The 19,041-nt window shown below is 40.1% G+C and carries 15 protein-coding genes; 6 read left to right on the forward strand and 9 right to left on the reverse strand.

The features are described from left to right. Positions 1–117 precede the first annotated feature (117 nt). Positions 118–1,746 (forward strand): ABC-F family ATP-binding cassette domain-containing protein, encoded by a 1,629-nt coding sequence (locus tag BLQ18_RS11230; protein ID WP_090295666.1) that lies wholly within the window; start codon positions 118–120, stop codon positions 1,744–1,746. Here the strand turns inward: BLQ18_RS11230 and BLQ18_RS11235 are convergent. Further along, on the reverse strand, positions 1,743–2,459 hold the full coding sequence (locus tag BLQ18_RS11235; RefSeq protein ID WP_090295670.1) for a hypothetical protein: 717 nt from the start codon (positions 2,457–2,459) through the stop codon (positions 1,743–1,745). The genes BLQ18_RS11230 and BLQ18_RS11235 overlap by 4 nt on opposite strands. A gap of 206 nt (positions 2,460–2,665) precedes the next feature. Between BLQ18_RS11235 and BLQ18_RS11240 the strand changes: the two genes are divergently transcribed. Then, positions 2,666–3,211, forward strand: a complete 546-nt coding sequence (locus BLQ18_RS11240; RefSeq protein WP_090295673.1) for a fasciclin domain-containing protein — start codon at positions 2,666–2,668, stop codon at positions 3,209–3,211. Positions 3,212–3,217: 6 nt separating this feature from the next. On the opposite strand, the gene pheT is transcribed toward BLQ18_RS11240, so the two are convergent. After that, positions 3,218–5,623, reverse strand: coding sequence for a phenylalanine--tRNA ligase subunit beta (pheT, locus tag BLQ18_RS11245; RefSeq protein ID WP_090295677.1), 2,406 nt, complete (start codon positions 5,621–5,623; stop codon positions 3,218–3,220). A gap of 129 nt (positions 5,624–5,752) precedes the next feature. On the opposite strand from pheT, the gene BLQ18_RS11250 reads away from it, so the two are divergent. Beyond that, positions 5,753–6,988, forward strand: coding sequence for a peroxiredoxin family protein (locus tag BLQ18_RS11250; protein WP_090295680.1), 1,236 nt, complete (start codon positions 5,753–5,755; stop codon positions 6,986–6,988). 6 nt (positions 6,989–6,994) lie between these two features. Here BLQ18_RS11250 and leuB read toward each other — a convergent pair whose 3' ends face one another. Together leuB and BLQ18_RS11260 are read right to left on the reverse strand one after the other, a co-directional pair. Beyond that, positions 6,995–8,113 carry a 3-isopropylmalate dehydrogenase gene (leuB, locus tag BLQ18_RS11255; protein ID WP_090295685.1) on the reverse strand — a complete coding sequence of 373 codons (1,119 nt, stop codon included), beginning with the start codon at positions 8,111–8,113 and terminating at the stop codon, positions 6,995–6,997. Between the two features lie 15 nt (positions 8,114–8,128). Continuing rightward, a complete protein-coding gene (locus BLQ18_RS11260; protein WP_090295689.1) occupies positions 8,129–9,301 on the reverse strand; it encodes a 2-isopropylmalate synthase in 1,173 nt (390 codons plus the stop codon). 146 nt (positions 9,302–9,447) lie between these two features. On the opposite strand from BLQ18_RS11260, the gene BLQ18_RS11265 reads away from it, so the two are divergent. Beyond that, the gene (locus tag BLQ18_RS11265; RefSeq protein ID WP_090295694.1) at positions 9,448–10,992 is read left to right on the forward strand and encodes a hypothetical protein; all 1,545 of its coding nucleotides are present in this window, start codon (positions 9,448–9,450) and stop codon (positions 10,990–10,992) included. On the opposite strand, the gene BLQ18_RS11270 is transcribed toward BLQ18_RS11265, so the two are convergent. Both BLQ18_RS11270 and panB read right to left on the reverse strand, forming a co-directional pair. Next, the gene (locus tag BLQ18_RS11270) at positions 10,982–11,686 is read right to left on the reverse strand and encodes an RluA family pseudouridine synthase (RefSeq protein WP_090297555.1); all 705 of its coding nucleotides are present in this window, start codon (positions 11,684–11,686) and stop codon (positions 10,982–10,984) included. The genes BLQ18_RS11265 and BLQ18_RS11270 overlap by 11 nt on opposite strands. A gap of 20 nt (positions 11,687–11,706) precedes the next feature. Beyond that, entirely contained in the window at positions 11,707–12,525 is an 819-nt protein-coding gene (panB, locus tag BLQ18_RS11275; RefSeq protein ID WP_090295699.1) for a 3-methyl-2-oxobutanoate hydroxymethyltransferase, read from the reverse strand. 70 nt (positions 12,526–12,595) lie between these two features. Here panB and BLQ18_RS11280 point away from each other — a divergent pair, with 70 nt between their 5' ends. Then, positions 12,596–13,075, forward strand: a complete 480-nt coding sequence (locus BLQ18_RS11280; protein WP_090297557.1) for a nuclear transport factor 2 family protein — start codon at positions 12,596–12,598, stop codon at positions 13,073–13,075. On the opposite strand, the gene BLQ18_RS11285 is transcribed toward BLQ18_RS11280, so the two are convergent. Next, a complete protein-coding gene (locus BLQ18_RS11285; RefSeq protein ID WP_090295704.1) occupies positions 13,072–14,496 on the reverse strand; it encodes an L-serine ammonia-lyase in 1,425 nt (474 codons plus the stop codon). The genes BLQ18_RS11280 and BLQ18_RS11285 overlap by 4 nt on opposite strands. A gap of 234 nt (positions 14,497–14,730) precedes the next feature. On the opposite strand from BLQ18_RS11285, the gene dnaK reads away from it, so the two are divergent. Beyond that, positions 14,731–16,644: a molecular chaperone DnaK gene (gene dnaK, locus BLQ18_RS11290; protein ID WP_090295707.1), complete on the forward strand. Its 1,914-nt coding sequence runs from the start codon at positions 14,731–14,733 to the stop codon at positions 16,642–16,644. Positions 16,645–16,719: 75 nt separating this feature from the next. Here dnaK and BLQ18_RS11295 read toward each other — a convergent pair whose 3' ends face one another. After that, positions 16,720–17,364: a response regulator transcription factor gene (locus tag BLQ18_RS11295; RefSeq protein WP_090295711.1), complete on the reverse strand. Its 645-nt coding sequence runs from the start codon at positions 17,362–17,364 to the stop codon at positions 16,720–16,722. Between the two features lie 650 nt (positions 17,365–18,014). Beyond that, positions 18,015–18,842 carry a TolB-like translocation protein gene (locus BLQ18_RS11300; RefSeq protein WP_090295714.1) on the reverse strand — a complete coding sequence of 276 codons (828 nt, stop codon included), beginning with the start codon at positions 18,840–18,842 and terminating at the stop codon, positions 18,015–18,017. Positions 18,843–19,041 lie beyond the last annotated feature (199 nt).

The raw sequence follows: 19,041 nt of genomic DNA on the forward strand, positions 1-19,041 counted from the left end.
GTTAACGGGTCGTTAAAACTTGTTAAAGCGTAACAAAACACCGACCAATTTATGTGCTTATTAATTAGAAATCCGAAAGGTATTTAGCTACTTTTGCAAAAAAATAAAGCAACTTACATGTTATCAGTATCCAATTTATCTGTTCAGTTTGGCAAAAGGGTTTTGTTTGATGAAGTGAACGTAACTTTCACTCAAGGAAACTGTTATGGAATCATTGGCGCCAATGGTGCAGGAAAATCTACTTTCTTAAAAATATTATCTGGACAAATCGATGCCACTTCGGGTCATGTGCACTTGGAGCCAGGTAAGCGTATGTCCATCTTGGAGCAGAACCACAACGCCTATGATGAATTTCCTGTTTTGGAGACTGTGGTGATGGGTAACAAGCCTCTTTTCAAGATAAAAAAGGAGATTGATGCACTTTATGCGGATTACACCGATGAAAATGCGGAAAAAATTGGAGAGCTTCAGGTTGCTTTTGAAGAAATGAACGGTTGGAACGCCGATAGTAATGCAGCAGCGATGTTGTCCAACTTGGGCATTACCGAAGACTTACATTACACCAATATGGCCGATATGGATTCCAAATTAAAGGTGCGTGTGCTTTTGGCGCAGGCCTTGTTCGGAAATCCAGATGTGTTGATCATGGATGAGCCTACCAACGACTTGGATTATGAAACCATAAGCTGGTTGGAAAACTTTTTGGCCAATTACGAAAACACGGTAATCGTTGTTTCTCACGACAGGCACTTTTTAGATGCCGTTTGTACCAGTATTGCGGATATCGACTTTGGTAAAATTAACCTGTTCTCAGGTAACTATACATTCTGGTATGAGAGTAGTCAATTGGCTGCCCGCCAGAGAGCGCAACAAAACAAAAAGGCAGAGGAAAAAGCAAAGGAACTACAAGAGTTCATCATGCGATTTAGTGCCAACGTTGCAAAGAGTAAGCAGGCCACTTCTCGTAAAAAGATGTTGGACAAGCTTAAAGTGGAGGACATTAAACCATCCAGTAGAAGATATCCAGCCATTATTTTTGATCGTGATCGTGAAGCTGGTGACCAAATTTTAAATGTAGAAAAGCTTTCTGCAACCTCCGAAGATGGCGATTTGTTGTTTAAAGATGTGAATATCAACTTGGCAAAAGGAGATAAAGTGGCTATTTTATCTAAAGATTCCCGTGCTACCACAGCCTTTTATGATATTGTAAATGGAAAAGCAAAAGCAGATAGCGGTTCCTATCAATGGGGTGTAACCACAGGTCAATCCTACTTGCCAGCCGATAATGCTGAGTACTTTAAAGACGATATTAATTTGGTGGATTGGCTGCGCCAATGGGCCAAAACTGAAGAAGAAAGGGAAGAAGTGTACATCCGTGGATTCTTGGGTAAAATGTTGTTCAGTGGGGAAGAGGCATTGAAAAAGTGTACGGTACTATCGGGAGGTGAAAAGGTACGTTGTATGCTAAGCCGAATGATGATGCTTAGAGCCAATGTATTATTGTTGGACGAGCCTACCAACCACTTGGACTTGGAAAGTATTACGGCCTTCAACAACTCCTTGAAAAACTTTAAAGGAACAGTATTGTTGACCACCCACGATCATGAGTTTGTGAACACGGTGGCCAATAGAATCATTGAGTTAACGCCAAACGGAACCATCGATCGTTACTTGACTTTTGACGACTACATGTCTGACAAGTCCATTAAGGAGCAGCGCGAAAAAATGTACTCGGTTACAGCCTAGGCATTAAAATACTTGCTTTTCCAAATAGCGGGATTAAAGTTCTTGCCCAATGCGAATCCGTAGAAAATTACTATGGATGCCAAGCATTTGAACATGAAGAAGTAGATGATCCAAAACTCTGCTGTGGTGCTTTTTTTGGAGAAAAGCCCTTCAGGTACCATAAGCGTTACCAAATAACTGATGGCAAGAACCACAAGTCCGAGGTTTACGATGTTTTTAAAGGGCCAGGCAAACAATCTGCGCAACGGGTGAAGGTCGTTGCCCCATTTATGGATCAGGTAAAAGTAATCGTTGCCAATAGGCGCAAACAACAAAGGGTCATCTTTGTCTTCCAATCGAAATAGGCGGGAGGGGGCCATAATTTTAAATCCTTGCACAGTTGTATTATGGGCAGCTTCTAAATGTTTGATTTTGGAAATGGCCTCTTGCGGAATTTCACCTTTAAAATAAGAGCTGTCCAAGAATCGTAATCGATAATCGATGCAGATTTGTTTGATTTGGTCGATATGGAAGATGTTGGATGTCTCTAAGAGGTCAAAATCAAAGTTGTTGCGCTGTGAATTGTTTTTTGAACCAAGAGTTTCCGAAATCTTTTCCTCTATAAGCTGGTCTTGTCGAAGAATTTCCTCAACCTGAGTCAATATTTCTGCCTCATCACCATTTTTATTCCGTGCCTTGCGAAGTATATTTTCAATGTTTGTTTTCCCTAGCATCGTTTCTTTTTCTTAGTAATTCTCTCAAATTTAATGAATTGAATTTTTCATTCCTGACAAATGTCATAAAAGCTTAATGTTAAGGTTTTGTTAAAAGAAATTTGTTAATGAAAATATGTGTCGGATTTTAAGAAAATGATGTATCTTATCGAAGTTTTTGGCAGTTAATCGTATAATTATACTAAAAGTCAGGTCCCAAAGATTACATGAAACCAACCAATTCCCTCATTACCAAGGCACTTTTTGCCCTATTTTTCACCTCTTCTGTAGTCACTTTTGCGCAGTCCAACAATACGGATAAGGCGTTATTGTCCGAGTCTGGTGACATTGCCCATCATTCTATTTTGGCAGAGGCAGTAAGGGCTTCCGAACTTGGGGAATTGTTGAACAACTCTGGTCCTTTGACCATTTTTGCACCTTCTGATGCTGCTTTTGAGCGTTTTTCCAGTGATAAAATCACCGAACTCATCAATGCCGAAGACAAGACCGCATTAAAAACACTGTTAACGTATCACATTGTTGCAGGTCAGCTAACTGCCAGTAGAATACTTCGCGCCATGTGCAGAGGAAATGGTACGGCCAGTTTTACTACGGTTCAAGGTAAAAAGTTAACAGCCCACATGGAAGGTTATGATATCGTCCTGACCGACCCCGTTGGAAACAGGGCAAAGATTACTACCGCAGACCGAAATCTAAAAAATGACGGCATTATCCACGAGATAGATAGCGTTATTTTACCTGCTCAGATGTAATTATAATTAGCGAAGTTCCGCTCCCAATTCGTTTTGATATTGGGAAAGCAGTTTACCCATTATCTTATCGATTTGCTTGTCTGTCAAGGTTTTGGTTTTGTCCATTAAGGTGAAACTTACGGCATATGATTTTTTACCTTCAGGAAGGTTTTTGCCTTTATAAACATCGAATAAATTCACCTTCTTCAAGAGCTTTTTCTCTGTTTTCCAAGCAATGTCATATACTTTTTGGAATGAAGTTGACTCATCCAACAACAGCGCAAAATCACGAGTTACTTCAGGGAATTTTGGAATTTCCTTGAAGACTACGTTGGTAGTGCTGATGGAAGCTAAAATTGCATCCCAATCAAAATCAGCAAAAAACACCTCTTGTTTAATATCGAAATTCTTCAGTTCACTTTTGCTTACTAGTCCAAAGGAAACCAAAGGTTTATTCTTCAAGGTGCATTGTAGGCCTTCGGCAAAAGAAGCATCCGACAACGGACTTGTTTCATAATTGTTGATACCCAAGCGCTCCAAAACATTTTCAACAATTCCTTTTAAAAAGAAAAAGTCTGTTTTTCTTGAAGCAACTGTCCAGCTGTCACTGTTGTGGTCACCTGTAATAAAAACGGAAAGGTGTTGTTTCTCGTCATGGCCTTCATTGCTTTTGTGGTAGGTTTTACCAAATTCAAACAATTTAAGGTCGTTTTTCTGTCTGTTGTGGTTATAGCTCACGGATTGAAGACCTGATTGCAACATGGAAGTTCGCAATACAGATAAATCGGAACTTAATGGGTTCAACATTTCAACGGCATCCTCAGTTTTAAAATCAGCAGACACTAAACTATTGGTCATGATTTCAAAAAAGCCCATGGCAGCCAAGGTGTTTCCTGTAACGTGCTGCACACGCAGGTTTTCGAACCTCGATGTTTTGGCAATGGATGCGTTCAGTTTTTCTTTAAAGTCGATATTGTTATATCCGTAAACCCTTAGAATCTCTTCGATAACATCCACTTCGCGGGTAACATCCACACGGTAATGTGGAATGGTAAGTCCCAAACCAGATTCTGTTACATTATTGATTTTGATCTCCAAAGAGGACAAAATGGACTTTATGGTGTCCCTTGGGATTTCTTGTCCGATCAACGAATTTATTTTATCGAAGGTTAGAAAGACTTGTCTCTCTTTTGGTTTTACTGGGAACAGATCCACGATTTCCGAAGTAACATATCCGCCTGCAATTTCTCTGATCAACAAAGCTGCCCTTTTAAGGGCATATTTGGTTACATCGATATCAATTCCACGCTCAAAACGGAAAGAGGCATCCGTATTTAATCCGTGGCGCTTGGCTGTTTTTCTAATGGATACTGGGTCAAAATAGGCACTTTCCAAGAAAATGGACGTTGTATGTTCTGTTACCCCACTATTGATTCCACCAAAAACCCCAGCAATACACATGGGTTTTTCGGCATCACAAATCATAAGGTCGTCTTCGTGCAGTTCGCGTTCCACATCATCCAATGTTGTAAACTTAGTGCCCGTTGGCAAGGTTTTCACCTCAACTTTGTTTCCTTTTATTTTAGCAGCATCAAAAGCATGCAATGGCTGACCCAATTCGTGCAACACGTAGTTGGTTACATCCACGACATTGTTAATAGGGGATAACCCAATCGCTTTTAATCTATTCTTTAACCAATCTGGAGAATCCTGTACAATAATATTGCTAATGGTAACACCACAATATCTTGGCGCCAAATCGGCGTCCATTACCTCTACATCAATTTTTAAAGAGCGGTTATCGATGGAAAAATTACTTGTTGATGGAGTAACTAATTCTTTTGAAATTTCTTTTTGCTCCAATCCAGCTTTCAAATCCCTGGCTACACCAAAATGACTCATGGCGTCTGCGCGGTTAGGCGTAAGCCCTATTTCAAAAACTTGGTCATTTTCAACATCAAAAACATTGGAACAGGGTGTTCCAGGAACCAACTCTTCATTGAGCACCATAATACCATCATGACTGCTACCAATTCCGATTTCGTCCTCGGCACAAATCATCCCTTGGCTTTCCTCCCCGCGAATTTTCCCTTTTTTAATGACCCAAGATTCACCTTCAGCCGTATAAAGGGTAGTTCCGATGGTTGCAACGGGTACTTTTTGTCCAGCGGCAACATTTGGGGCACCACAAACAATTTGCAGCGGGGTTTCTTGCCCCACATCCACGGTGGTTAATTTTAATCGGTCCGCATTGGGGTGTTGCTCGCAAGTCAATACATGGCCTACCACAATTCCTTTTAAACCGCCTTTCACCGATTCAAAATTGGTGATGCCTTCAACTTCCAGACCTAAATCCGTTAAAAGTTCACCTGTTTTTTGTGCATCCCAATCAATTTGCAAAAATTGCTTCAACCAGTTGTAAGAAATCTTCATACCCCATTTTTAGAGGGGACAAATATATAACAATAGGGGAACAGATTCAACGTTTAAAACGACCTTAGGGCGTATGCTTTTGTTAGTTTTAAATCGGATTTGCTACTTTTAGGAAAAATCTTTCATTATATGAAACATATTTGGTTGGCTATCACCTGTTTATTCACGGTTTTAATCTCATGTAAAAATGAAGGTAAAATAGAATTGGCCGAAGGGGATTGGTTGGGAGAAATAGAAGTATCCGAATCTCAAAAGTTGCCTTTTCAGTTTACGGTGACCAAAACAGGCGAAGGAAGTTATGTTATGAAAATGTACAATGACGAAGAAGAGGTGGTCGTGGATGAATTTACATTTAATGGAGATTCCATTGATATTCGGATGCCTATTTTTGAAGGACATATTTCAGGTACATTTACTCAAAACCAAATTAAAGGAGAGTTTATTGAGGAAGGAAAAGAGCGAAGAGTGCCCTTTGAAGCTAATTTTGGTGTAAAAGATCGCTTTGTGGTTAAGGAAGATGCCAAAGTGAATATTTCGGGAATTTGGGAAACCTATTTTAATGTAAACACAGAAGGGGAATATCCTGCCAAAGGCATTTTTATGCAAAATGGGAATGAAATAAAAGGGACGTTCCGAACCAACACAGGGGATTACCGCTACTTGGACGGTGTTGTTTCTGGCGACAGCATGAAACTTTCCGCTTTTGATGGCTCCCATGTGTTTTTGTTCTTAGCTAAAGTCACCGATAGCACACTTGACGGCAAGTTTTACTCTGGTAAGCATAGTGTACAAGAGTTTTTAGGTGCCAGAAACGAGGCATTCGAACTTCCTGATTCTGACCAATTGACCTTTTTAAGGGAGGGCTATGATAAATTCGACTTTTCTTTCCCTGATCCTTCGGGCACGAAAATGGACATGTCCAACCCAAGGTTTAAGGATAAGGTAGTATTGGTGCAGATTATGGGCACCTGGTGCACCAATTGTTTGGATGAGACCCGTTTTTATGTGGATTATTTAAAAAAGCATCCAGATTTGGATTTGGAAATGGTAGGCTTGGCGTTTGAATATGCCAAAACTGAAGAAAAAGCTTTTGAAGGAATTAAAAGACTTAAAGAAAGGGAAGATGTGCCCTACCCAATATTATTGGCGCAATACGGAACTTCAAACAAGCAATTGGCCAATGATAAACTGCCCATGTTGAATCACATTTTGTCTTATCCAACTACCATTTACATTGATAAAAATGGGGAAGTGCGTAAGATTCATACAGGATTCAATGGTCCTGCTACGGGTGAAAAATTTGAGGAATTCAAGGTGAAATTCAATCAAACCATCGAAGAATTGACTGGGCAAGAAATAGGTTAGAAGTTTCTAGATAATTGTTGATCTTCCTAAATCGATGTTTTCATCATTGGTATTGAAATCATCTTCAATATCCACAATATTGTGGGCTATAAAATCACCGACCTCATTCGTGCCATACTTGCTGCCTTTTTTTAAATCTGGAGTAACAACTTTTTTTCTAAGTGATTTACCCACAGCCATTTTCACAGCATAGGCTTCCTCGTTCAAACCAAAATGTTCCAATAGCATAGCTGCAGATAGAATGGAAGCGATAGGATTGGCAATGTTTTTCCCTTTTGCTTGAGGATACGAACCGTGTATAGGCTCAAAAAGGGCATTTTCATCACCAATACAGGCAGAAGGCAATAATCCAATGGAACCACTGATCACACTTCCTTCATCGGAAAGAATATCACCGAACATATTTCCTGTCAATATTACATCAAACTTTGCAGGGGTAAGGATAATTTGCATGGCAGCGTTATCCGCAAACAGACAATCCAAAGTAACTTCGGGATAACTTTCGCTGATTCGTGTAACCACTTTTCTCCAAAGTCGGGATGATTCCAACACATTGGATTGATCTACTAAAGTAAGTTTCTTTTTACGGGATTTGGCGGCCTTAAAGGCCAAATGGGCAACACGGCTAATTTCTGCTTCGGTATATTCACAAAGGTCAGAAGCAATGGTACCTTCTTCATTCAATTTTTTCTCCCCAAAATAAATTCCGCTGGTCAGTTCCCGATAAATTACAAAATCGGTTCCTCTAACAATTTCCTTTTTTAAAGGGGAATTTTTTAAAAGGGTAGGATGGGAAAAAACAGGACGAATATTGGTGTAAAGCCCTAATTCTTTCCGCAATTGCAATAATCCTTGCTCTGGTCTCACCTTTGCATTGGTATCATTGTCATATTTTAGGTCGCCAATGGCCCCGAACAATACTGCGTCAGCCTCTCTGCACAGTCGCAAAGTTTTTTCTGGTAATGGCATACCAGTTTTATCAATGGCAATGGCCCCTACATCGGCCTTTTTAAATACAAAACTGTGATTGAAAGTTTCCTCTACTGCTTGTAAACATTTAACTGCTTGGTTCAACACCTCAGGTCCAATGCCATCTCCGCCAAGCAATGCAATGTTTAGATTCATACGCGCAATAAAGGTTTAAGCCAAATCTTTCATGTTGATGTTGCTGGTCTCCACAATTTCATGAATATCTTCGTCCACAATTTCTTTTTTGCGGTCAGCATATTTCAAAAAGTTCTCGTAAACAGAATCCAATTGGATCTTGGTCAGTTCGTAACCTACCTTTTTGGCGCGATACGCCAATGCAGCACGACCACTTCTAGCTGTCAAAACAATAGAAGATTCACTTACACCGACATCTTTTGGGTCGATGATTTCGTAAGTTTCCCTTTGCTTGATCACACCATCTTGGTGAATTCCAGAGCTGTGTGCAAATGCATTGGATCCTACAATCGCCTTATTCGGCTGAACGGGCATTCCCATTTTCTGGGAAACCATCTGACTTGTATCCCACAACAATTGACTGTTGATGTTGGTATCCAAATTCAAGTAAGGGTGTTGTCTTAGGATCATTACCACTTCTTCCAAAGCAGTATTCCCAGCACGCTCACCAATACCATTAATGGTACATTCAATTTGGCGGGCACCATTCACAACACCTGCAATGGAGTTGGCCGTGGCCAATCCAAGGTCGTTATGACAGTGGCAAGAAAGAATGGCTTTGTCAATACCTTTTACATTTTCCTTTAGGTACTTCATTTTTGCACCATACTCTTCAGGCAAACAATAGCCCGTAGTATCTGGAATGTTCAAAACGGTAGCACCTGCGGCAACAACTGCTTCACAAACCCTAGCTAAAAACTCATTGTCGGTTCTACCAGCATCTTCCGCGTAGAACTCAACATCCTCCACAAAAGTTTTGGCATAAGCAACGGCCTCAACGGCTCGTTCGATAATTTTATCTTGGGTGGAATTGAATTTGTATTTAATATGGGATTCTGAAGTTCCAATCCCTGTGTGGATTCTTGGTTTTTTGGCAATTTTAATAGCTTCCGCAGCAACTTCAATGTCTTTTTTCACGGCACGGGTCAATCCACAAACCGTTGCATTTTTGACCAATTTTGCGATTTCATGGACCGATTTAAAGTCACCAGGGCTCGAAATAGGAAACCCTGCTTCGATAACATCAACACCAAGTTCATCCAGTCGATTGGCGATTACCAATTTCTGTTCTGTGTCCAGTTTACATCCTGGGACTTGTTCTCCATCTCTTAGTGTTGTGTCAAAAATTTGTACCTTATCTTTACCCATTATATTTACCTGTTTGTTCTATGACTTACGAAAATAGAAATGTGAAGCGGAAATATAAAGGTAAATAGAAATTCGTTACAACGTTAAATAGCTGTTGGTGTAAAACAAAACACTGTAAAACAGCATTTTAAATAATATTTTTTACGATGACAAATGCCCATAAGGATGCTTTGTTTGTATTGGTAAAATCGCTTTCCAAATCTGAGAAACGACAATTTAAGCTCTATGTTGGCCGATTGGGGGTGAACACGGATGCGAAATTTTTAGCGCTTTTCAATTTATTGGACAAGATGAAGAATTATGATGAGCGTCAAATTCTTGAAAGTGGCATTGTAAAAAAGGCGCAACTTTCCAATTTAAAAGCACATTTGTACAAACAGATTTTGGTGAGTCTTCGTTTGAATCCCGTGAATCAGAATGTTCGTATTCAGATTCGAGAGCAACTTGATTTTGCCACGATACTTTATCAAAAAGGCTTGTACAAACAAAGCTTAAAGATTTTGGATAAGGCGAAGAGCTACGCCATTGAAAATGAAGAAAAGAATGTGGCCTACGAAATCGTAGAGTTGGAAAAGGTTATCGAAACCCAATACATTACCCGAAGTATTCCTGATCGCGCCGATGAATTGGCGGTACAGGCCAAAGAACTTTCTGCGCAAAATGTGATGACGAGTAAGTTGTCCAACCTTTCATTGCAATTGTATAGCATGATGTTGAAAGTGGGCTATGCCCGTAGCGATGAGGATTTGGACAAGGTGAAAACCTACTTTGAAAAACATTTGCCCGATTATGATATCGATAAACTGGGGTTCCGTGAAAAATTGTGGTTGTACAAGGCCTATTTGTGGTACAGCTTATTGATTCAAGACTTTTTGTCAGCCTATCGCTATGCGAGTAAATGGGTGGATTTGTTTTATGAAAACGAGCCGATGATTCCACTCAACCCCGTATTTTTTCTAAAAGGAAACCATTATTTATTGGAGTCTTTGTTTTTTGTGAAATATGCCTCTCAATTTAGGGATACGTTGGAGCGAATGGAAACGGTGGTGGATAGCTCTGAATTCCCTAAAAATGACAATATATCATCTTTGGCGTTTTTGTACATCAACACCAATCGATTGAACCTCCACTTTTTGGAGGGCACTTTTGATAAGGGCATTTATTTGGTGAACATTATCGAGTATGGCATTAAAAAACATAAACAGCGTATTGATGAGCACCACGTGATGTTGTTGTATTACAAAATCGCTTGCTTGTATTTTGGAAATGGCGACAACAAGAACTGTATATTTTACCTCAAGAAAATTATTTCCAACAAGAATTTAAAAATGCGCGAGGACTTAATGTGCTTTGCACGGGTATTGAGTTTAGTGGCGCATTACGAAGCTGGAATGGATTATCATTTGGAAGTACAGCTTAAAAGCACCTACAAGTTCTTATTGAAAATGAACGACTTACATGAGGTTCAAAAAGAAATGATCAAGTTTCTAAGGAATCTTGGAGAAATATATCCGACGGATCTTAGAAATGAATTCCAGAAGCTGTACAACGAACTGAAGAAGTACGAACACCATCCCTATGAAAAGAGGGCGTTCTTATATTTAGATATTCTTTCTTGGCTTGAAAGTCATTTGGAAAACAAGCCTGTGGGACAAATTATTCGCGAGAAAGCTTTGGCGCTTACCCGTTAGAGCAAGCATTCCAAATTGGGTCATTTGGAGTGGGGGCTTCAAATTGGATGGTTTCCTTTTTTACAGGATGTTCAATCTCTAGACTTCGGGCATGTAAATGTATCCCACCGTCTTTGTTGCTTCGGTCTGCTCCATATTTTAGATCCCCTTTAATGTGGCAACCTATGGCTGCCAATTGCGCCCGAATTTGATGATGTCTTCCTGTTTTCAGGTCGATTTCCAACAAATAAAAGTTATCCAGTTTTTTGATCACTCGATAATCCAAAACCGCCTTTTTGCTGTTGGGAACCTCTTTTAGATGCGCATAAGATTTATTTTGCTTTGGATTTCGAATCAACCAATGGGTCAAAGTACCGCTTTCGGTCTCAGGTGCATTTTTGACCACCGCCCAATACATTTTTTTAGTTTCGCCTTGTGCAAACATTTTGTTGAGTCGAGGTAGTGCTTTTGAAGTTTTTGCAAACAAAACAATTCCTGAAGTAGGACGGTCCAATCTGTGCACCACACCCAAATACACATTGCCAGGTTTGTTGTATTTCTCCTTGATGTATTGTTTTACGACCTCACTCAATGGGTCATCTCCTGTTTTGTCGCCTTGGACAATATCACCCACGCGTTTGTTGACGGCAATAAGGTGATTGTCCTCAAATAAAACTTGAAGATTGGTAGGTGTGGAATGATTGGAATTGGTAATTGACAATTGCTTATTGTTAATTAGTACGATTCGTCTTCATTCGGAAAATCACTACTTTTTACATCATCCACATATTGCGAAATGGCATTGCTCATCTCATCATACAGATTCAAATAGCGTCGTAAAAATCTAGGGTGGAATTCGTGGGTCATCCCCAACATATCGTGTACCACCAAAACTTGACCATCAACACCGCCACCTGCACCAATACCAATTACAGGTATAGAAACACTTTCTGCCACTTCTTTGGCCAATTTGGCTGGGATTTTTTCTAACACAATGGCAAAACAGCCCAATTCTTCCAAAAGTTTGGCATCTGACTTAAGTTTATCGGCTTCCTCTTCTTCCTTGGCACGAACGGTATAGGTTCCGAATTTATAAATGGACTGCGGGGTAAGTCCCAAGTGTCCCATCACAGGAATTCCAGCCTCCAAAATTCTACTAATGGAAATTTTGATTTCCTCACCACCTTCAACTTTCACGGCATGAGCACCACTTTCTTTCATAATTCGTATCGCAGAGCGGAGCGCTTCTTTGGAATCCCCTTGATAACTCCCAAAAGGAATATCAACCACCACCAAAGCTCGTTTGGCGGCTCTAACAACTGAGGAGGCATGGTAGATCATTTGATCAAGGGTTATGGGGAGTGTAGTTTCGTGACCTGCCATCACATTACTGGCCGAATCACCCACCAAAATGGCATCCACATTAGCGGCATCCACAATTTTGGCCATGGAATAATCGTAAGCGGTGAGCATGCTGATTTTCTCTCCAGTCTGCTTCATTTCCACCAATGATTTTACCGTTACCCTCTTATATTCTTTTTTAGCTGTTGACATTGTAAAATTATTTGCTGGCTAAAAGTAAGCAGATTTGTTTAAATTGGCCTTCAATCAAAAGAGGAATACCATGAGAAAATTGTTGAGTTGTTTGTTTTTATTAGCCATTGCTGCACAGGTGCATGCTCAAGGTCCAAATGCTTCTATGGAAGAAGAAAAGGAAGCCGTTAAAAAAGTGATCGAAGCTTTTTTTGATGGATTTCACAAGCAAGATTCATTGTTGATCAAACAAACAGTGGCGGACCATGTTGTGCTGCAAACCACAGGGCGTGATGCGGAGGGCAAAACCCGATTTAGAAACGAAGAGTTTTCTGGATTTTTAAAATCCATTGTAGGTATTCCAGAAACCACAAAATTTGAGGAACGACTTACTTCTTTTTCGATTCAAGTGGATCGAACCATGGCCAATGCCTGGGTAGGCTACGAGTTTTGGTTGAATGATGAATTCAGCCATTGCGGTATCAACTCCTTTCAACTTGTGAATTTTGATGGCGAGTGGAAGATTATCTATTTAATAGATACAAGGGGTAAAGCGGGCTGTTTGGACTAGCAATCACTTAAAAATACACCTACGGCCAAACCACCTTCGGAAGTTTCCTTGTATTTGGAATTCATATCCTTTGCGGTTTCCCACATGGTATTGACCACTTTGTCCAATGGTACTTTACAATCTTTTGGGTCGGTATCCAATGCCAATTCTGCCGCGTTGATAGCTTTAATGGCACCCATGGCATTGCGTTCAATGCAGGGAACTTGCACCAATCCACCAATCGGATCACAAGTCAGCCCTAAATGGTGTTCCATGGCTATTTCGGCAGCAATCAAAACTTGTTCTGGGGAACCACCCATCAATTCGGTGAGTCCTGCAGCGGCCATGGCTGAAGAAACCCCAATTTCTGCCTGACAACCACCCATGGCAGCCGAAATCGTAGCGCCTTTTTTAAAGATGCTTCCTACTTCGCTGGCGACCAACAAGAATTGTTTTACATCATCAAAATTGGCATCGTGGTTTTCGATGACCATATAATACATTAAAACGGCAGGAATTACTCCTGCACTACCGTTTGTCGGTGCGGTAACAACTCTTCCCAAAGAGGCATTAACCTCGTTCACGCTCAAGGCAAAACAGCTTACCCATTTGATAATTTGACGAAATCTCACCTCGGTGTCACGAATGCTCTCTAACCATTCTTGCGGATTGGAATAGGGAACTTCGCCTTTTAATTTTTGGTGCATTTCAAAAGCACGACGCTTTACATTCAATCCACCAGGTAATTTTCCTTCGGTATGACAGCCCACATACATGCATTCGAGCATGGTGTTCCAAATACGTGATATCCCTGCATTTATTTCGGCTTCTGAACGTAATGAAAGCTCATTTTCCATGACAATTTTGGAAATGGTTTTGTTTTGGGCATTGCAATGCAGTAAAAGTTCATCCCCAGTCTTTACGGGATGGGGAAAGGTTTTAAATGTCTCTTTGTTTTCTTTGGCATGAAGTCGTTCCTCTTTTACCACAAAACCACCTCCGATGGAATAATAGGTTTCAGTAGTTGTTTTACCACTTTCCAATTTTGCCTCAAACTGAATTCCGTTGGCATGGAAGGGCAAAAACTCCTTTTTAAAGGTGATATCCGATTCAAATGAAAACGGAATGTCTTGTTCTCCTCCAAAATTTAGGGTCTTGTCCTTTTTTAATTGGTCAATGCTAGGATCAATACTGTCAATAGCTACGGTTTCTGGGTCCGTGCCCATCAATCCCATCACTACAGCAATATCTGTGGCATGTCCTTTTCCTGTTAATGAAAGGGAGCCGTAGAGTGATACGGAAATGGATTGTACGGCATTAAAATCACCTTGTTCCTTCAATTCGGTAATCCAACGTTCGGCAGCCCGCCAAGGGCCCAAAGTATGGGAGCTGGAAGGACCAACTCCAATTTTAAGCATATCAAAAACGCTGATACATTCCATGGCACATAATTATGGTTTCAAATATAACGACCTGCCGAATTATTTTATTGAGAATTTACGAAATAGTGCATGTCTTTTTTAACGCTTTATTGAACATCAGGGCTTTAAGGGCTTTTGTTTTGAAATAAATTCAACACACTGACACCTTGTCATATTCTAACGGATGGCATAATCATTGACATTTCATAGACCGTAAACGAAATAGATTTTTAAACAGATATAACTTTAGATACAATGAGCAAGATTATAGGTATTGACTTGGGTACGACCAACTCCTGTGTCTCTGTAATGGAAGGTAACGAACCTGTGGTAATTCCAAACGCCGAAGGTAAACGAACCACTCCATCCATGATTGCATTTGTGGAAGGCGGGGAGATTAAGGTCGGTGACCCTGCAAAAAGACAGGCAGTAACCAACCCTCACAAAACAATTTACTCTATCAAAAGATTTATGGGTAACAAATACTCAGAATCCAGTAGAGAGGCCGAAAGGGTACCTTATAAAGTGGTTAAAGGAGATAACGATACACCAAGAGTAGATATTGATGGTCGTTTGTACACTCCACAAGAACTTTCTGCCATGATTCTTCAAAAAATGAAGAAAACAGCAGAAGACTACTTAGGTCAGGATGTAACAAGAGCTGTAATTACAGTTCCTGCTTACTTTAACGATTCACAAAGACAAGCTACCAAAGAAGCTGGTGAAATCGCTGGTCTTACTGTAGAAAGAATTATCAACGAGCCAACCGCTGCCTCTTTGGCTTACGGTTTGGACAAAAAAGATACAGACCAAAAAATCGTAGTATTTGACTTTGGTGGTGGTACGCACGACGTTTCTATTTTGGAATTGGGTGATGGTGTATTCGAAGTATTGGCCACTGATGGAGATACCCACTTGGGTGGTGATGATGTTGACCAAAAGATTATCGATTGGTTGGCTGAAGAGTTCCAAAAAGATGAGGATATGGATCTTCGTAAAGATGCGATGGCGCTTCAACGTTTGAGAGAAGCTGCTGAAAAAGCCAAAATTGAGCTTTCATCCTCTACCCAAACGGAAATTAACTTGCCATACGTTACTGCTACTGCTTCTGGACCTAAGCACTTGGTAAGAACTTTGTCTAGATCCAAGTTTGAGCAATTGATCGAGGATTTGGTAAAAAGAACAATAGCTCCTTGTGAGGCTGCATTGAAATCTGCAGGTCTTTCAAAAAGCGATATTGACGAGATCATCTTGGTAGGTGGTTCTACACGTATCCCTGCGGTACAGGAAGCCGTTGAGAAATTCTTCGGTAAAAAACCATCTAAAGGAGTTAACCCAGATGAGGTTGTGGCCGTTGGTGCTGCAATTCAAGGTGGTGTATTGACAGGAGACGTAAAAGATGTGCTTTTGTTGGATGTTACCCCACTTTCTTTGGGTATTGAAACTATGGGAGGTGTATTGACCCGATTGATTGAGTCAAACACAACCATCCCGACCAAGAAGTCACAGGTATTCTCTACTGCAGCGGATAATCAACCATCAGTTGAAATCCACGTGTTGCAAGGAGAGCGCCCAATGGCAGCTGATAACAAAACTATTGGTAGGTTCCACTTGGATGGTATTCCACCAGCACCAAGAGGTACGCCTCAAATTGAAGTGACCTTTGATATTGATGCCAACGGTATCATTAAGGTTTCGGCTACGGACAAAGCCACTGGAAAATCCCAAGATATCCGTATCGAGGCTTCTTCTGGATTGACCGAAGAGGAAATCAAAAAGATGAAAGCTGAGGCTGAAGCCAATGCGGAATCTGATAAAAAAGCGAAAGAAACAGCCGATAAATTGAACGAAGCGGACGCCATGATTTTCCAAACGGAAAAGCAATTGAGCGAGTTTGGCGATAAATTGTCCGATGACAAGAAAAAGCCAATCGAAGATGCTTTGGCAGAATTGAAAACAGCTTTTGAAAGCAAGGACCTTGCAGTAATTGAACCTGCTTTAGAAAAAATCAACGAAGCTTGGAAAGTGGCTTCCGAGGAAATGTACAAAGCCCAAGCAGAGGCTCAAGCGAATGGAGCTGATACAGCTTCTGGCGCTGAAAGTGCTGCTGGAGGTGGAGCTGCCGAAGGAGATAATGTGGAAGATGTTGACTTTGAAGAAGTGAAATAATTGATATTCCAATTATAATCAACAACAAAAAAGCCCCGACTTATGTCGGGGCTTTTTATTTTTAGTTCAATGGTGTTAAGCGGCATTGAGCTGTCTCAATTCCATTTCCTTTAATTTTTGAAGCGCTTCGGCTTTTGAATTCACATTGAGTTTTACATAAATGTTCTGAATGTGAAAGTTTACGGCACTGGGTGTCACACAAAGCCTATCGGCAATCATTTTGTAGGTGAAACCCTGGGTGAGTAGTTCAATGATTTCATTTTCTTTTCTAGAAAAAGAGTCAAACGTTTTGGTCTGGAACGAACTGATGATTTTTTTGGCCACATCCAATTCCAAAGCTACTCCGTGTTGGTTCACTTCCTCTATGGATTGAAACAGCCTTTCCTTGGTCAATGGTTTTAATAAATAACCACTAGCTCCTTTTTTAAAGGCTTCTTTGATCAATTTAAAATCGTTTTTCTGGCTCATCATCAGCACCTTGAGGTTTGGATTCTTCTTGTGGAAATACTCCAGACCATCAATGCCTGATATGCCATTGAGTACTGATTCACAAAGAATGATGTCGGGGTAGGAGCGACCAAATTCTGATAAAAGTGCGTGTACGGATTTATAGATTCCGTACAGTTCGTAGTTGTCAACACCGTCAAAATACTGACGGTAAATAGGGGTCAATGCCTCATCGTTGTCGATGATGGCAATTTTTAAAATGTTAGTATCCATGATAAGAAAGATTTGGGGGATTACTAGTTTTTATAATTATAAGTAGGTTAAAACAGGGTATGGGAACCCTTGTCCCAGTCAGGAAACCAATTTTTTTAATGAAATTCAACAGATCTTGATGGGGCAAAATCATAGGTGTTGAATTCCAGTTGAAATAGCTTCATGCTGGGTCTAATCCCAAATTGGGATTAAGTACAAAATTGTTGTTTAGTTGAGGTCTGTCTCCTCGGATGTAAGGATGCGTCTAATTGGGTATCGGGACGCTTTTTTTCTGGGAAATGTAGGTTTGTTTCATAACTAATAGATTTGGGATTGTATTATTTCAAGAGTCAAATTAGAATTTTTTCCCAACCGAGTGAAGTTTTTGTAGTGATTTTCGTTCAACTGCACTTTTGTAAAAAACCTGAAAAAAGAGTAGAAGAGAAGATGTGGGGTGTAAATAATTGTTTTTCAAATTATTAAACAAAAAAAATAGGATGCCGTCCCATCAGCATCCTATTCTTGGTAAATCGGTCAGATTGAAATAATACAACCCGCTTTATGATAGACTGTCAGTTCCCCCTGTCTTTCTTATCATGGTCATTAGTGTTTCGAAAATTCGGCTATGAAACAAATTGATGACAATTCAGGTAGTTGACCGATTATAGTTTTTACTGTTGATCTTCGAAAGAAGCATCAACATATTCATATTGTAAATCTGTATCTCTTTCGGCAACATTGTTGTAATCGTTCTGTTTCTTTGAACGTCCGTAGGCTACAGTATATTGTGATATGGTATTGTTAAAACCTCTGTTACTCACCACGAAACCCATCTTTTTTTCGGGACTCAACTGGATAGCATACTCATTACTGCTGCTATTTATGTGGTCGCCCAAGTTCACAGAAGGAGTTAGGGTGTTCTTAACTACCTGCGTAGCGTAAAGGTCCAATCCTCCGAATCCATCTCTTCCCTCTGAGGCAAAGAACAACAAGGTTTCGTTATAAATGCTTGGGTATAGTTCATCTTCTTTGGTGTTCACTTTTGGACCCAAGTTTTTGGATACGCCCAAGGAGCCATCAGCTTTGATATCGGCTACATAAATATCGTATTTTCCATAACTTCCTTTCATGTTGGAAGCAAAGAACAATCTTGTGCCATCCCCAGAAATAGTAGGGTGTTTGGCTGAATAATGCGTAGGACATACGGCCAATTTGGTTTCATTTTTCCATTCTCCGTTGATATTTTCCACTCGGTAGATTTCGTAAACCATTTCTTTTTTGGAAAACAAACCAGTTAAGGGTTTTTGCATTGTTCCTTTGCTGAAGTAAGCCGTTTTTCCATCTTTTGTAACTGACATAGATGGTACATAACCTTCAGTGGTTGAAATGTTGCCACTGATGGTAGGGTCTATCAATTCTTTCGCCATTTGCCCCAAAACAGATTGAGAGGCCATTAGTATTCCTGATAAAAGTAAGCTGTAAACAATTGAACTTTTCATGATGTATAGATTTGGGGGTTAATACATGTCAAAGATCAAAAAGTTTTATCCAGATTACTTATGAATTTTTCATAGGTTTTTGATTTTAACGAGTAAAAAGTGCAGTTTATCGAATATTTTTTCGGCAATTAACACATAGTCAGTGTTGAAAATACCGTTAAACGCTCTTTTTGTGCATTTTAACTTGAAAATAGAGATG

Origin of the sequence: Flagellimonas zhangzhouensis (genome assembly GCF_900102925.1) — a bacterium.
In the GTDB taxonomy this organism is placed as follows: domain Bacteria; phylum Bacteroidota; class Bacteroidia; order Flavobacteriales; family Flavobacteriaceae; genus Flagellimonas; species Flagellimonas zhangzhouensis.